Source organism: Nocardioides sp. NPDC127503, assembly GCF_040302165.1.
Lineage (GTDB): Bacteria > Actinomycetota > Actinomycetes > Propionibacteriales > Nocardioidaceae > Nocardioides.
This window is the reverse complement of the sequence record NZ_JBEORH010000007.1, coordinates 78,843-91,752: the sequence shown is the minus strand read 5'-3', so window position 1 is coordinate 91,752 and position 12,910 is coordinate 78,843. Positions and strand designations below refer to the sequence as shown.

Sequence of the window (12,910 nt, the reverse complement as noted above, 5' to 3'; positions counted from 1 at the left end):
GGGGGAGCTGATGCGGCAACCTGGTGTCACTCAGTGGTTCAGGCCGAGGAGAACCTCAGCCCGTGAGATCACTATCTCATCATCTGCGCCCAGAGGTTGCGGTCGGAGACGGACTGTTTACGTACTGTAAACAGGTAACCTGCGTATCAGTAGACGTAATACGCGGGCGATACAGCGTCCCCACAGAAAATCCGGTATGCATTTGGATGTACCTTGAGGTAGGGGGTGAGCATGTCGGATCGCGAAGGTGTCCTCGCGCGGGTGGTCGACGAGGTCATCGACTACGTCGGCGCGGGCCTGAGCGTCCATCTGGTGGGGCCCCGAGGATCCGGACGCAGCGAGCTCTGCTCCCTGGTCGCCAACCGGCTCGAGGACGAAGGCCGGTCCGTCCTGCAGATCAGCGGTCACCGCGCCTGGCAGAACGAGCCGTTCGCCGCGCTGACCGCCGCCGGCATCGGCAGCGCGACGCCCACCGGCCCCCGTCGCACCATCGGCGAGATGACCACGGCGCTGAGCAAGCAGCTCGGCAACGGCACCGTCCTGGTGATCGACGACGCCGACGCGCTCGACAACTACTCCGTCGGCGCCCTGCGCAACATCCACCGCCAGCGACGTCTCCTGGCCGTGACCAGCAGCCGCCACCAGCACCCCGTCGCAGAGAACACGCTGATGCTCGGCATCGCCCCGTCGGTCCAGGTGCGCTCCCCCGCGCTCGAGGTCGATGAGGTGCACGAGGTGTGCCGCGGGATCCTCGGTGGCCCGGTCGAGGCCGGGTCGCTGGCCCGGATCGCGATGGCGACCGGCGGCCTGCTCGGCCTGGTCCGGGCCATCGCCACCGTCGGACCGCGGGCAGGGGTGCTGGAGCAGCTCGACGGACTGTGGCGGCTGCCGCGGCGTACGGGCTGGGCTCCTGAGCTGGCCTCGGCCGTCGAACCGCTCGTCGCCGGGCTCGACCAGGACGCCTGGGACGGCGCGACCGCGCTTGCGGTGACGGGCCCGGTGCCGCTGGACGAGGCCGAGAAGATGATCGAGCGCAACGTGCTCGACGCACTCTTCGCCCACGGCCTGGCGCGGCACAGCGAGGACGGCCCGGGCAGCGGCGTCGTCGGCCTCTACCCACCGCTCATCGGCGACTACCTGATCACCGAGGGCTCCGCGTTCGGGCTGGTGATCGCGCGCAACCACCTCGCCTCCGAACAACCGCTCCTCGACTACACCACCCACCGGCCCCGCGGCGCCGACGCCGCCCTCCTCCACCAGCGCTCGCTGCGCCAGATGGCCGACGAGGTCACCCGTGCCCGCCGCTCCTGGACCGAGATGCCCTCGGCCGAGACCGCGCTGCCGCTGCTGGTCGCGCTCCGCAACACGGCGGCGCCTCGCGACCAGATCGAGGAGGTCGAGCGGCGTACGCCACTGACCGACACCCAGGAGTCGGCCTGGATGCTGGCCTGGTTCGCCACCTGGAAGGCGGTCGAGCTGGGCGACCTGAACGACGCCAAGGCCGTGCTCGACGACGGGCTGAAGCGGCTGCCCACCTTCGCCGCGACGCTCGAGGCCTCCCGCGCCCATCTGCAGTTCCAGACGGAGTACGTCCCCGAGGTGCCCACGGTCGAGCCCGACCCGCGCGACACGGTCGGCCCCGAGATGCTCGGAGTCGTCGCCGCCGAACGCCTCCTCGCCGCCGGGATGGTCGAGCAGGCGCGCAACTTGCTGGAGAGCCAGCAGCCGCAGAACCCGCTCCCCGCCGGGCTGCACGCCTTCCTCATCGGGCTCGCCGACATGCTCGGCGGTGACCTCGAACGCGGCATCGACTTCGCCCGCGAGCAGCTCGAGGCGGCCAACCAGAGCTCGAGCGCCATGCTCATCCAGGCCCACGCCTATCTCTGCGTGCTCGGTCTGAGCATCGCGGGCCGGCTGACCGAGGCGAGCCAGGCGGCGTTCCAGAGCCTCTCCTCCTCGAGCGTCGCGGCCTACCGCGACGTCGCCCACACCGGCATCCTGACGCTCGGCGCCGAGATCGCGATGGCGCAGGGCCGCCCGGAGTACGCCCGCAGCCTCGCCTCCCAGATCGGTGGCGCGAAGGTGGCCTTCGGCCCCTGGCCCGGGATGGTGGCCAGCATCATGGCGCCGGCCAGCGGCCGGATGCCCAGCCTCAAGGAGCTGTGCGAGCTCGTCGGCCAGCGGCTGGACGCCGGCTACGTCACCGGCGGCATCTTCCTCGCCGTCGAGGCGGTCGAGCGCGGCGCCAACGAGAACAAGCACATCACCCGGGCCGCCAGCCTCGCGGCAGGCACCGAGAGCCCGCTGCTGCAGGGCATGGGGGCGTACGCGGCGACCACCGCGACCGGCGACGTCGACGGCCTTCGCGAGGCGATCGTGAAGCTCGCCGATGCCGGCGCCCTCGTGTTCGTGACCAGGGCCGCGATCTCGCTGGCGATCCTGCAGCGCGAGGCCGGCGACCTGGCCGGCGCGGCCGAGACCCTCGACACCGCCTGGGAGCGCTCCGAGATCTCCGGCAGCCGAGCCGGCATGTTCCGTCGCGCGGCAACCCACATCGGGCTCTCCGGGCGGGAGAGCGAGGTGCTCCGGCTGCTCCCCGAGGGCCCCACCACCGCCTCGCTGGCCGCGGACCTGGAGATGAGCACCCGCACCGTCGAGACCCACCTGCACAACATCAGCCGCAAGACCGGGGTCTCCGGCCGCGAGGACCTCGCCCGGGTGGCCGACACCTGGCTCCGGCCGGCACCGAACGGCGACTATTCAGCCGGCGTCAGGCACTTCACCAACGGCTCGTAGAGCTCCTTGCTGGCCTTCTGATCCGCCTCCGAGAGATCCTCCGGGCTGATCTTGGAGACGTCCTCGGCCTCGACCAGAAGGCGTACCGCCTCGTCGGAGAGGCCCGACTCGTAGTAGGTCTTCGCCAAGCACTCGGCCTGCTTCTCGGTCACCTGGTCGCCGCTGCTTTTCGCGATCTGTCCCTGGATGTCCTCGACACTCGGCCGATCACCCCCGCCACCACCGCTGCCGCCCTCGCCACCACCACATGCGGTCAGCGAGAACAGCGTGAGCAGAGAGGCCGCGGCGATGGCCGTCAGGCGATGCTGACTGCCTCGGGCTCCGCTTCGGCGAGTGTGGGGGGACGCGATCATGAGCACGCATCATGGCGTACGCGACCCTCCCCCGCCAGGGGGAGGGTCACAGGCCTCAGGAGCTGGTCAGGAAGAAGAGCAGGTCCTGGCGGGTGAGGACGCCGACGGGCTTGCCGTCCTCGTGCACCAGCAGCGCGTCGGAGGAGCCGAGGGTGTGGGCGGCGTCGTGGGCGTCGGCGCCGGACCCGATCGAGGGCAGCGGCGGGGACATGTGCTCCTCGACGGAGTCGGTGAGCTTGGCCTTGCCGGTGAACAGCGCCTCCAGCAGGGTGCGCTCCGAGACCGAGCCCGCGACCTCGGCGGCGACGATCGGCGGCTCGGCGCGGACGACGGGCATCTGCGAGACGCCGTACTCCTGCAGGATGTGCACCGCCTCGGCGATCGTCTCGCCGGGGTGGGTGTGGACCAGGTCGGGCAGCCGGCCGGACTTGCCGCGCAGCACGTCACCGACGGTCTGCTTGGCCGCCTCGCCGATCGCGAAGCCGTACTGCGCCAGCCACTCGTCGTTGAACACCTTGGTCAGGTAGCCACGCCCGGAGTCGGGCAGCAGGACGACGATCACGGCGTTCTCGCCCTCCGGCGTGCCGGCGAGCTCCGCGGCGAGCTGCTTGGCGGCGTACGCAGCCATGCCGGCGCTGCCGCCGACGAGCATCTGCTCCTCGCGGGCGAGCCTGCGGGTGTAGGCGAAGGAGTCGGCGTCGGAGACCTCGATGATCCGGTCGGCGACATCGCGGTCGTACGTCTCTGGCCAGAAGTCCTCACCGACACCCTCGACCAGGTAGGGCCGTCCGCTGCCGCCGGAGTAGACGCTCCCGGCGGGGTCGGCGCCGATCACCTGGACGTCAGGGTTCTGCTCCTTGAGGTAGCGGCCGATCCCGGAGATCGTGCCGCCGGTGCCGACACCCGCCACGAAGTGGGTGATCTTCCCCTCCGTCTGGCGCCAGATCTCGGGGCCGGTCTCCTCGTAGTGGGAGCGCGGGTTGTTGGGGTTGGCGTACTGGTTCGGCTTCCAGGCCCCGGGCTGCGAGGCGAGCCGGTCACTGACGTTGTAGTAGGAGTCGGGGTGCTCCGGCGGGACGGCCGTGGGCGCGACGACGACCTCGGCGCCGTAGGCCTTCAGCACGTTGCGCTTGTCCTCGCTGACCTTGTCGGGGCAGACGAAGATGCACTTGTAGCCCTTCTGCTGGGCGACCATCGCCAGGCCGACACCGGTGTTGCCGGAGGTGGGCTCCACGATCGTGCCGCCGGGCTTCAGCTCACCGGACGCCTCGGCCGCCTCGATCATCCGGGTGGCGATGCGGTCCTTCACCGAACCGCCCGGGTTGAGGTATTCCACCTTGGCCAGAACCAGCGGTCCTTGGCCGGGTGCGGAGGCGCCGGCGCCGTCCAACGCACGCCCCAGCCGCACGAGCGGAGTGTTGCCAATAAGGTCGAGAAGCGAGTCCACGTACTCCATGCCGACAGCGTATGTCCACTAGGTGAGATCCCCTATATCCCGATACTGAGTGCCCGGTAATGGGCCGAAGACTTTAGAGTGGTCCCCGTGGCGAAGAAGAGTCTGGCACGCAAGACCGCGTACGCCGGCGGGGGTGTTCTGGCCGCGACGGCCGCGTTCGCCGGGGTCCTCGTCGCGGAAGCGGCGCTTGCCGTCAAAGCGACGCATCAGGTCAAGATGCCGGTGGCACCCTCCCCGACCGGGTGGTACGGAGCACGGCAACCGGGACGACCGATCAGCATCGCGCTGCTCGGCGACTCGAGCGCAGCCGGCTACGGGATGACCGAGGTCGAGGACACGCCAGGCGCCGTCCTCGCCTCCGGCGTCTCCGAGAAGGCACGCCGGCCGGTACGCCTGCACGACCTCTCCGAGATCGGCGCGAAGTCCTCCGACCTGCACCCGCAGGTCGAGAAGGCGATCGCCGCCGATGCCGACATCGCGGTCATCCTGGTCGGCTCCAACGACGTGATCCGCCGGGTGCGCCCGCGGGTCGCGGTGAGCCACCTCGCACAGGCCGTCATCCGGCTCCAGGAAGCCGGAGTGACGGTGCTCGTCGGCACCGTCCCCGACCTCAGCACCGCCACCCCGATCCTGCCGCCGCTGCGGTCGATCATGCGAGCCTGGTCGATCCGTATCGCCGCCGGCCAGATCTTCCACGTCATCCGCGCCGGTGGCCACACGGTGTCGCTGGGTGACGTCCTCGGTCCGGCGTTCAAGGCCACCCCGGCCTTCTGGTTCGGCGCCGACCAGTTCCACCCCTCCGCCGCCGGCTACCACGCCCTCGGCGAGGTGCTGGTGCCACCGACGCTCTCGGTGCTCGGCCTCGTCGGCGACGAGGACGCCATCCTGGAGACCTACAACGGCAAGCAGGTGATGCCGCTCGCGGCAGCCTCGCTGCGCGCCGTCATCCGGCCAGGAACCGAGATCGACCCGGCCCCGCGCCCCCGTGGCCGCGTCGGCCGCAACTGGGCCCGTGCCCGTTCCTTCGAGAACGAGCAGCGCGAGCCTCGCCGTGGCGAGCGCCCCGACGAGACTCCTCCGATCGCCGAGCGCCACCACGCCCAGCGCTGACGACAAACAAACCGCCCCGCTCCATTCCGGAGCGGGGCGGTTCTGTTGGTTCGTTCGATCAATCCTGCTGGAAGATCGCCAGCAGGCGGAGCAGGTTGGTGTAGATCCAGACGAGGCTGACGGTCAGGCCGAAGACGGCGCGCCACGACTCACGCTCAGGGAGCTGGGCACGGATGCCGTACTCGATCTGGTCGAAGTCGAGGATCAGCATGAACACACCGAGCGCGAGGCCGGCGATGGCGGTGATCATGCCGAGGGTCCCGAAGCCGAAGAGGCCGAAGCTGGCACCGAACATGCCGAGCACGAGCTCCATCAGGCTCAGGCCCACCATGCCGAACATCGCGGCGATCACGAAGGTGCGGAACTTGTTGCCGACCTTGATGTTGAAGAACTTGTACGCAGCCAGGGTGCCCGCGAACGCGGCGAAGGTGCCGATCACGGCCTGGACGACGATGCCGCCCCCGAACAGGGCGTCGAAGGTCTTGCTCAGCGCGCCCAGCGCGATGCCCTCGGCGAGAGCGAAGGCCAGGACCAGCGCCGGGCTGACCACGCGCTTGAACGAGTTGACCAGCGACAGGATGAACGCGGCACCGGCACCGAGGGTCGCGGCCAGGTAGAGCGGCGCGAGGTTGGCACCGGAGCTGATGTCGGGGGTCATGATCCACGTCGCGATGGCGGCCAGGAAAACCACGCCGAGCGTGATCGCACCCTTCTGCACCACCGAGTCGATCGTCATGGGGGCGCCCGTGGTGGGAGCCTCGGGGCCACCGGTCGACCACTGGCTCGGGTCCTGCCCGTAGCCGGCGTAGGACGCGCCGTTGCCACCGTAGGTCGCGTTGCCGTAGGCGTTCTGCGACGGCTGCCCGAAGCCCTCTGCCCTACGGAACACCGGGTTGTTGCTCTGCATTTGGGGGTCACTCCTCGAAAGCGACTGGAAAGGTTCCGCCACGGTGGCGGCTCCTACGGCCAGCGTACCGGCCCTGTGTCTCACTCAACGTCCGGGACAACCCCGATGTTCCGGGGATCGCAGAGTGCCCCGGGTGGGACTCGAACCCACACTGAAGCGTTTTTAAGACGCTGTCCTCTGACCGATTGGGATACCGGGGCGCGCGGAAGAGATTAGCGTCATAAGTACGTCTGCCGCTGGTGCAGCGCGTGGGCGCCGGCGACGCGGTCGATGAAGAGCAGGCCGTTGGTGTGGTCGATCTCGTGCTGCAGGCAGCGGGCCTCGAAGGCGTCGGTGACGATCTCGACGGTCTCGCCGGTGACCGGGAGCTGGCCGCGTACGGTCAGCCGGGAGGCACGCTTCACGTCGCCGGTCAGATCGGGAACGGACATGCAGCCCTCGCGTGCCTTCTCGTTGCGGCTGGCCTCGATGACCTCCGCGTTGCACAGGACGTACGTCCCGTGGTGGGTCTTGGTCTTGACGTGGGTGGAGACGTCGACGCAGAAGACCCGGGCCGAGACGCCGACCTGGTCGGCGGCCAGGCCGACGCAGCCGGGCGAGACCCGCATGGTGGCGATCAGGTCGGCGGCGAGCTGGACGGTCTCGGGGGCGGCGGGATCGACGTCCTTGCCGGGCACGGAGAGGACCTGAGCGGGAGCGCGTACGACCTCGAGGACCTTGCCCTCGACGCCCAGCTCGGCCTCGGTCCAGGCCAGCACCCGTTCGTTGATGGTCACAGGTCGTCGGCCTCGATCGGCCGCAGGGTGGCGTCGACGCCGAGCTCCTGGGTGACCCGCTTGATCGACGCCTCGAGCACGGAGACGTCGGCGTCCGCCGGCAGCTCGAGCTCGGCGACGACGACGTAGAGGTCCCCGGAGAGACGGGTGGTCAGGTCGGTGATGTTGCCACCGACGGAGGCGATCTCGGCGGTCACCGTGGAGACGATGCCCGGGCGGTCGCCACCGTGGACGGAGAGCACGAAGAGCTGACCGGCGCCGGCCGGCGCCTGCTCCTCGGGGAGCTCGTAGACCGTGACCGTCAGGGTGCCGTCGGACGCGATCGGCTCGAGATCGGCCTGGATGGCCTCTGTGGTCGCCTCACCCGCGCAGAGCAGCGTCATCGCGAAGTGTCCGCGGAGCCGGGTCATCGTCGAGTCCTCGAGGTTGAGTCCGAGTCCGGCCAAGCGGGCGGTGGTGTCGGCGATGATCCCCGGGCGGTCGTGTCCCAGGACGGTGATGGCGTGGATGGTCACCAAACCATTGTCACCCGCGGCCCGCCGATGGCGGACCGCGGGTGACTCAGATGGCCCCGCTATAACAGAGCAGCTCTAGCCGCAGCTCAGCCGCGGAACCACTTGTCCTTCTCCTCGTCGGGAGAGTCGACCGGCTCGGGAGCGAACTCGGGCGTGCCCTCCGAGGTGGGCTTGACCGCGGTGTCGCCACCGCCCAGGTCGTCGTAGGACGCCTTGTCGGGGTCGGCCGGCGGGGGCGGCGGAACCTCGGTGGCGTACGGGTCGGCCGGGGCGATCGGGTCGGTGAGCGGATCACCGGTGACCCCGGCCTGCGGGGCGGACGGCGTCGGCGGAACCGGCGGGACCGGCGGAGCCGGCGGGTAGCCGCCGTACTCGCTGCTCGAGGACGAGCCCGTGGTCGGCTCCGGGGCCTCCGGAGCGGACGTCGGGGTGGTGGACTCCGGGACGGAGCCGTTGCGGTGCAGCTTGTCGGAGGCGACCCCGGCAGCAGCCGAGACCTTCTCCTTGGCCTGCTCCGCGTAGGGACCGGCCTTCTCCTTCACCGTGGCGGCGTAGGGACCGGCCTTGGCCTTGGCGGCCTCGGCATAGGGAGCAGCCTTCTCCTTGATGGGCGCCGCCTTCTCCGAGGCGGTCGCGAGGGCCGACTGGACGCGCGGGTCGCTGGTGACCTTGTTCGCGCCGGCCTTCAGCTGCTCAGACTTGTTCTTGACCAGCACGCCGACACCAGCGGCGGCGATGGCAAGCAGGATGAGCTTTTTCACTTCTTGACCTTCCGAGAGACAGCTTTGGTTCTGTTTGATGGGTACGCCGGTGAACCCAAACCTAGGCGTCAAACACAAAGATCAAGTCCCCCGACATGCCTAGTCTCTAACGGACCAGGCGATTCCGTCGAGGATGTCGGACTCGGAGACCAGAAGAGACTCGACCCGCGAGCGCCTCAGGATGCGGCTGAGGATCACTCCACCGGCGGCGATCACGTCGGCCCGGCCGGGATGCATCCAGGGCAGCGCCAGCCGCTCGTCGACGGTCATCGCCAGCAGGCGGTCGACGAGCCGGTCGACGTCGTCGGGCGCGACCTCGGCGTGATCGGTGGCGTCGCGGTCGTACGCAGCCAGCTCGAGCAGCCCCATGGCCAGCTGGATCATGGTGCCGCCGACGGCGACCACGGTGTTGGCGGTGGCCGGGTCGACGGGGCAGTCGTCGAGGTGGGCGTCGATGTCGCGTACGCAGGCCTCGATCTCCTCCCGCGTGGGCGGGTCGGAGCGCAGGTGGCGCTCATGCATGCGCACCGAGCCGATGTCCATGCTGTCGGACTCGCCGACACTCAGCGACGGGCCGTCGCCGAGGATCAGCTCGGTGGACCCGCCACCGATGTCGATCACCAGCACCGGCGGCTCCGGGGTGCCACGCAGGTTGCGGGCCGCGCCGCCGAAGGAGAGCGCCGCCTCCTCCGCCCCGGTGACGACCTCGGGCGTGACCCCGAGCCGAGCGCGTACGCCGTCCATGAAGGTCTCCGCGTTGGCGGCGTCCCGGGTGGCCGAGGTGGCCACGAAACGCACCTTCTCGACACCGTGCTCGCGGATCAGCGCGGCGTACTCGTCGATCGCCCCGAAGGCGCGCTGCAGGGCCTCCTCAGCGAGCACGCCGGTGCGGTCGACGTCCTGGCCCAAGCGGACCATGCGGGCCTCGCGTACGTCCTCGGTCAGGCCGTCGGCGGTGACCGTCGCGATCAGGAGCTTGATGGTGTTGGTGCCGCAGTCGATCGCAGCAACTTTCACTGCTCCTCGTCCTCCAGCTCCAGGTCCACGCAGGGGCCGGACTTCCACCACTCGCCGAGGCGCTCGAGCACCTCGTCGCCGAGCGGGTTGACGCCGGGGCCCTGGGCCAGGGCCTGGCCGGCGAGGACGTGCAGGCACTTGACCCGATTGGGCATCCCACCTGCGGAGATGCCGTGGATCTCGGGCGGGTCGCCGAGCTCGTAACGAGCCTCGAGGTAGGCCTCGTGGGCCTTGGCGTAGGCGGTGGCGAGCTCCTCGTCGGTGGCCAGCCGCGCCTCCATGTCCTTCATCACGTGGGTGCCCTCGAGGGTGCCGATCTTCGAGGCGGCACGCGGGCAGGTGAGGTAGAAGGTCGTCGGGAACGGCGTGCCGTTGGGCAGCCGCGGCTCGGTGGTCACCACATCGGGCAGCGAGCACGGGCAGCGGTGCCCGACCTCGTGGATCCCCCGTGGCTCGCGTCCCAGCTGTGCCGTGATCGCGGCCACGTCCTTGGGATCGATCGCCATGTCTTCAGTCTTTCTTCTGCTTGGGCGGGTCGATCTCCGACTCCGGCCCGTCTCCTGTCTGCTCCGGCGGGTCACCGGCCAGCAGCACGGAACCCCACGCATCGTCCCACCATGCCTTCGGCTGCTCCGCACTGCCCACCTTGCTGGGGTCGGTGAGCTCCGGCTCGGTCTGGATGCGCTCGCCGTTCTCGTCGAGGGCGACGTACGCCGTCTCCCCCGGCATCACGAACCCGAACCGCTCCCGGGCCTGCTGCTGGACGTAGGCGGGGTCCTCCCAGCGACGGGTCTGCTCCTCGAGCTGCTTGATGTGTTCCTTGCGCTCGGCGATCTCGGTCTGGAGGGCGTTGATCTCGTGGCGCTGCTGGAGATAGGCGCGCAGCGAGGAGGCGTAGGAGATCACCATCACGGCGGCCACCACGATGATCATCATCGCCCGGCCGGTGAGCTTGGGCCGGCGCAGCCGCTTGCGCAGCGCGTCGATGCCGCCGATGCCGCCGATCGAAGCCGGGCGGGCCGGGATGGGGGCACGCGGCCGTCGCCCCGGCCCCTGTTGGGCCCGAGGACCGCGTACGCGCTTGCTCTGACCGGGTCCCTGCGTTGCCACGTCGCTCATCCTCCCATCCAGGACCAGCGACTCGGCGCATCTGCGCCGCCCGGCGGCGCCGAGTCGGGACCGACTCGGCGCCGCGATGGGGTAAAACCTGACGAGCAGGCTCTCCGCGAGGAGCTGACGTAACGGCCCACGGCCATCCTGTTCACGCCTGCCCCTGCTTTCTCGGGGATCTGGGAAGAACCGTTCCGAAGATCAAGCGAACTGTGCAAGGAGAACCATCATGAACATCAACGCCCGACGATTGGCACGTGTCATCGCCGTACCCGCCGTCTGCGCGCTGGCGCTGAGCGCATGCGGCGGCGCGGAGCGCCCGTCCGCCGACGAGCTGTCGGAGTCGCTCAAGAACGGCAAGGCCGCCGACGTGCTCAAGCTTCCGAGCGCCCTGCCGGACTCTGCCGTGGACTGCATCGCCGAGGAGCTCGTCGACTCCGACATCTCCGACGAGGCCCTGGCGAACCTCATGGAGGGCAAGGACAACACCCGCGAGGAGAAGGACGAGGACGTCATCAACGACCTCTCCGAGGACATCCAGAAATGCGCCTCCGACGCCATGAAGTAGGCCTACCCGAAACGAACTGCGGCCCGGCCCGAGGACCGGGCCGCAGTTCGCGTCTGTCTCAGGCCTGGTAGCGCGGGAAGGCGGAGGCGCCGGCGTAGCGGGCGGCCTCGCCGAGCTCGTCCTCGATGCGGAGGAGCTGGTTGTACTTCGCGACGCGCTCGGAACGGGCCGGGGCGCCGGTCTTGATCTGGCCGGAGCCGACGGCGACGGCGAGGTCGGCGATGGTGGTGTCCTCGGTCTCGCCGGAGCGGTGGGACATCATCGTCTTGAAGCCGGCACGGTGAGCCATGTCGACGGCGTCGAGGGTCTCGGTGAGCGTGCCGATCTGGTTGACCTTGACCAGCAGCGCGTTGCCCTGACCGCCCTCGATGCCGCGGGCGAGGCGCTCCACGTTGGTGACGAACAGGTCGTCGCCGACGAGCTGGGTCTTGGAGCCGATGGCGTCGGTGATCGCCTTCCAGCCGTCCCAGTCCTCCTCGTCGAGGGGGTCCTCGATGGAGACGATCGGGTAGGCCGAGACGAGCTCCTCGTAGTAGGCGGTCATCTCCTCGGCGGTCTTCTTCGCGCCCTCGAAGAGGTACGCCCCGTCCTCGTAGAACTCCGAGGCGGCCACGTCGAGCGCGAGGACGACGTCCTTGCCGAGCTCGTAGCCGGCCTTGCCGATCGCCTCGGCGATCAGGTCGAGGGCGGCGCGGTTGGACTCGAGGTTGGGCGCGAAGCCACCCTCGTCACCGAGGCCGGTGGCCAGGCCCTTCTCCTTCAGCACGGACTTCAGCGCGTGGTAGACCTCGGCGCCGACTCGCAGCGCCTCGGCGAAGGTCGGCGCGCCGATCGGCGCGATCATGAACTCCTGGATGTCCACGTTGGAGTCCGCGTGCGAGCCACCGTTGAGGATGTTGAGCATCGGCACCGGGAGCACGTGGGCGTTGGGGCCACCGACATAGCGGAACAGCGAGAGGCCCGCCGAGTCGGCGGCGGCCTTCGCGACCGCGAGCGAGACGCCGAGGATCGCGTTGGCGCCGGCCGTGGCCTTGTTGGGGGTCGCGTCGGCCTCGATCATCGCCTGGTCGATGGCGCGCTGGTCGTCGGCGTCGAAGCCCTCGATCGCGGGGGCGAGGGTCTCCACGACGGCGGTCACGGCGTTCTGGACGCCCTTGCCGCCGTAGCGCTCGCCACCGTCGCGCAGCTCGACGGCCTCGAAGGCTCCGGTCGAGGCGCCACTCGGAACCTGGGCGCGGGCGAAGGTGCCGTCGTCGAGGACGACCTCAACTTCCACAGTCGGGTTGCCTCGTGAATCGAGGATCTCGCGGGCGCCTACGGCTTCGATCGATGCCACTGAACTACTCCTGGGTCAGGACTGGATTAATAAGCGGGGAGGTGTCGTCCGTCAGCCTATTACCCGGCCGGATGGGCCTGGCGATTGGAACGTTAACCGGTCGGTAGGGCTTCTCCGACCCGCGCCCACCTGGTGTTCACGTCGAGGTCGGCACGTCGTCATCACGTCGATGCCTCCGGGTGCGGTGCCAGCCGGATCGTTCCTC

13 protein-coding genes and 1 tRNA gene are annotated in these 12,910 nt (G+C 69.7%); 3 read left to right on the top strand and 11 right to left on the bottom strand.

The features are described 5' to 3' along the window. Positions 1 to 231: 231 nt before the first annotated feature. Positions 232 to 2,796 carry a LuxR C-terminal-related transcriptional regulator gene (locus ABTW65_RS17000; RefSeq protein WP_350662102.1) on the top strand — a complete coding sequence of 855 codons (2,565 nt, stop codon included), beginning with the start codon at positions 232 to 234 and terminating at the stop codon, positions 2,794 to 2,796. Here ABTW65_RS17000 and ABTW65_RS16995 read toward each other — a convergent pair. Together ABTW65_RS16995 and ABTW65_RS16990 are read right to left on the bottom strand one after the other, a co-directional pair. Then, complete coding sequence (locus ABTW65_RS16995; RefSeq protein WP_350662100.1) at positions 2,757 to 3,149, bottom strand: hypothetical protein; 393 nt, start codon at positions 3,147 to 3,149, stop codon at positions 2,757 to 2,759. The two genes, ABTW65_RS17000 and ABTW65_RS16995, sit on opposite strands and share 40 nt — an antisense overlap. 55 nt (positions 3,150 to 3,204) lie before the next feature. Next, the gene (locus ABTW65_RS16990; RefSeq protein WP_350662098.1) at positions 3,205 to 4,605 is read right to left on the bottom strand and encodes a cystathionine beta-synthase; all 1,401 of its coding nucleotides are present in this window, start codon (positions 4,603 to 4,605) and stop codon (positions 3,205 to 3,207) included. An 87-nt stretch (positions 4,606 to 4,692) separates the two neighbouring features. Between ABTW65_RS16990 and ABTW65_RS16985 the strand changes: the two genes are divergently transcribed. After that, positions 4,693 to 5,715: an SGNH/GDSL hydrolase family protein gene (locus ABTW65_RS16985; RefSeq protein WP_350662096.1), complete on the top strand. Its 1,023-nt coding sequence runs from the start codon at positions 4,693 to 4,695 to the stop codon at positions 5,713 to 5,715. A gap of 58 nt (positions 5,716 to 5,773) precedes the next feature. On the opposite strand, the gene ABTW65_RS16980 is transcribed toward ABTW65_RS16985, so the two are convergent. The 8 genes from ABTW65_RS16980 to ABTW65_RS16945 all read right to left on the bottom strand — a co-directional run bounded on the left by ABTW65_RS16980 (position 5,774) and on the right by ABTW65_RS16945 (position 10,801). Beyond that, complete coding sequence (locus tag ABTW65_RS16980; RefSeq protein WP_350662094.1) at positions 5,774 to 6,622, bottom strand: Bax inhibitor-1/YccA family protein; 849 nt, start codon at positions 6,620 to 6,622, stop codon at positions 5,774 to 5,776. Between the two features lie 125 nt (positions 6,623 to 6,747). Further along, positions 6,748 to 6,822: transfer RNA gene (locus ABTW65_RS16975), tRNA-Leu, on the bottom strand. Between the two features lie 18 nt (positions 6,823 to 6,840). Continuing rightward, on the bottom strand, positions 6,841 to 7,398 hold the full coding sequence (gene def, locus ABTW65_RS16970) for a peptide deformylase (protein ID WP_350662092.1): 558 nt from the start codon (positions 7,396 to 7,398) through the stop codon (positions 6,841 to 6,843). Continuing rightward, positions 7,395 to 7,913: a glycine cleavage system transcriptional repressor gene (locus tag ABTW65_RS16965; protein WP_350662091.1), complete on the bottom strand. Its 519-nt coding sequence runs from the start codon at positions 7,911 to 7,913 to the stop codon at positions 7,395 to 7,397. The genes def and ABTW65_RS16965 overlap by 4 nt, the downstream gene beginning before the upstream one ends. Before the next feature lie 86 nt (positions 7,914 to 7,999). Beyond that, positions 8,000 to 8,674: a hypothetical protein gene (locus ABTW65_RS16960; protein WP_350662089.1), complete on the bottom strand. Its 675-nt coding sequence runs from the start codon at positions 8,672 to 8,674 to the stop codon at positions 8,000 to 8,002. 99 nt (positions 8,675 to 8,773) lie between these two features. Beyond that, on the bottom strand, positions 8,774 to 9,691 hold the full coding sequence (locus ABTW65_RS16955) for a Ppx/GppA phosphatase family protein (RefSeq protein WP_350662087.1): 918 nt from the start codon (positions 9,689 to 9,691) through the stop codon (positions 8,774 to 8,776). Continuing rightward, a complete protein-coding gene (locus tag ABTW65_RS16950) occupies positions 9,688 to 10,197 on the bottom strand; it encodes a DUF501 domain-containing protein (RefSeq protein ID WP_350662085.1) in 510 nt (169 codons plus the stop codon). The genes ABTW65_RS16955 and ABTW65_RS16950 overlap by 4 nt, the downstream gene beginning before the upstream one ends. Before the next feature lie 4 nt (positions 10,198 to 10,201). Then, positions 10,202 to 10,801 (bottom strand): FtsB family cell division protein, encoded by a 600-nt coding sequence (locus ABTW65_RS16945; protein WP_350662083.1) that lies wholly within the window; start codon positions 10,799 to 10,801, stop codon positions 10,202 to 10,204. Positions 10,802 to 11,030: 229 nt separating this feature from the next. Here ABTW65_RS16945 and ABTW65_RS16940 point away from each other — a divergent pair, with 229 nt between their 5' ends. After that, a complete protein-coding gene (locus ABTW65_RS16940) occupies positions 11,031 to 11,369 on the top strand; it encodes a hypothetical protein (RefSeq protein WP_350662081.1) in 339 nt (112 codons plus the stop codon). Positions 11,370 to 11,427: 58 nt separating this feature from the next. On the opposite strand, the gene eno is transcribed toward ABTW65_RS16940, so the two are convergent. Next, positions 11,428 to 12,705 carry a phosphopyruvate hydratase gene (gene eno, locus ABTW65_RS16935; protein ID WP_350662079.1) on the bottom strand — a complete coding sequence of 426 codons (1,278 nt, stop codon included), beginning with the start codon at positions 12,703 to 12,705 and terminating at the stop codon, positions 11,428 to 11,430. Positions 12,706 to 12,910 lie beyond the last annotated feature (205 nt).

What these genes read in the sequence shown, in the direction of transcription:
- ABTW65_RS16980 (WP_350662094.1), bottom strand. Translation starts at nt 6,622, where the DNA reads ATGCAGAGCAACAACCCGGTGTTCCGTAGGGCAGAGGGCTTCGGGCAG.
- ABTW65_RS16940 (WP_350662081.1), top strand. Translation starts at nt 11,031, where the DNA reads ATGAACATCAACGCCCGACGATTGGCACGTGTCATCGCCGTACCCGCC.
- ABTW65_RS16995 (WP_350662100.1), bottom strand. Translation starts at nt 3,149, where the DNA reads ATGATCGCGTCCCCCCACACTCGCCGAAGCGGAGCCCGAGGCAGTCAG.
- ABTW65_RS17000 (WP_350662102.1), top strand. Translation starts at nt 232, where the DNA reads ATGTCGGATCGCGAAGGTGTCCTCGCGCGGGTGGTCGACGAGGTCATC.
- ABTW65_RS16950 (WP_350662085.1), bottom strand. Translation starts at nt 10,197, where the DNA reads ATGGCGATCGATCCCAAGGACGTGGCCGCGATCACGGCACAGCTGGGA.
- ABTW65_RS16990 (WP_350662098.1), bottom strand. Translation starts at nt 4,605, where the DNA reads ATGGAGTACGTGGACTCGCTTCTCGACCTTATTGGCAACACTCCGCTC.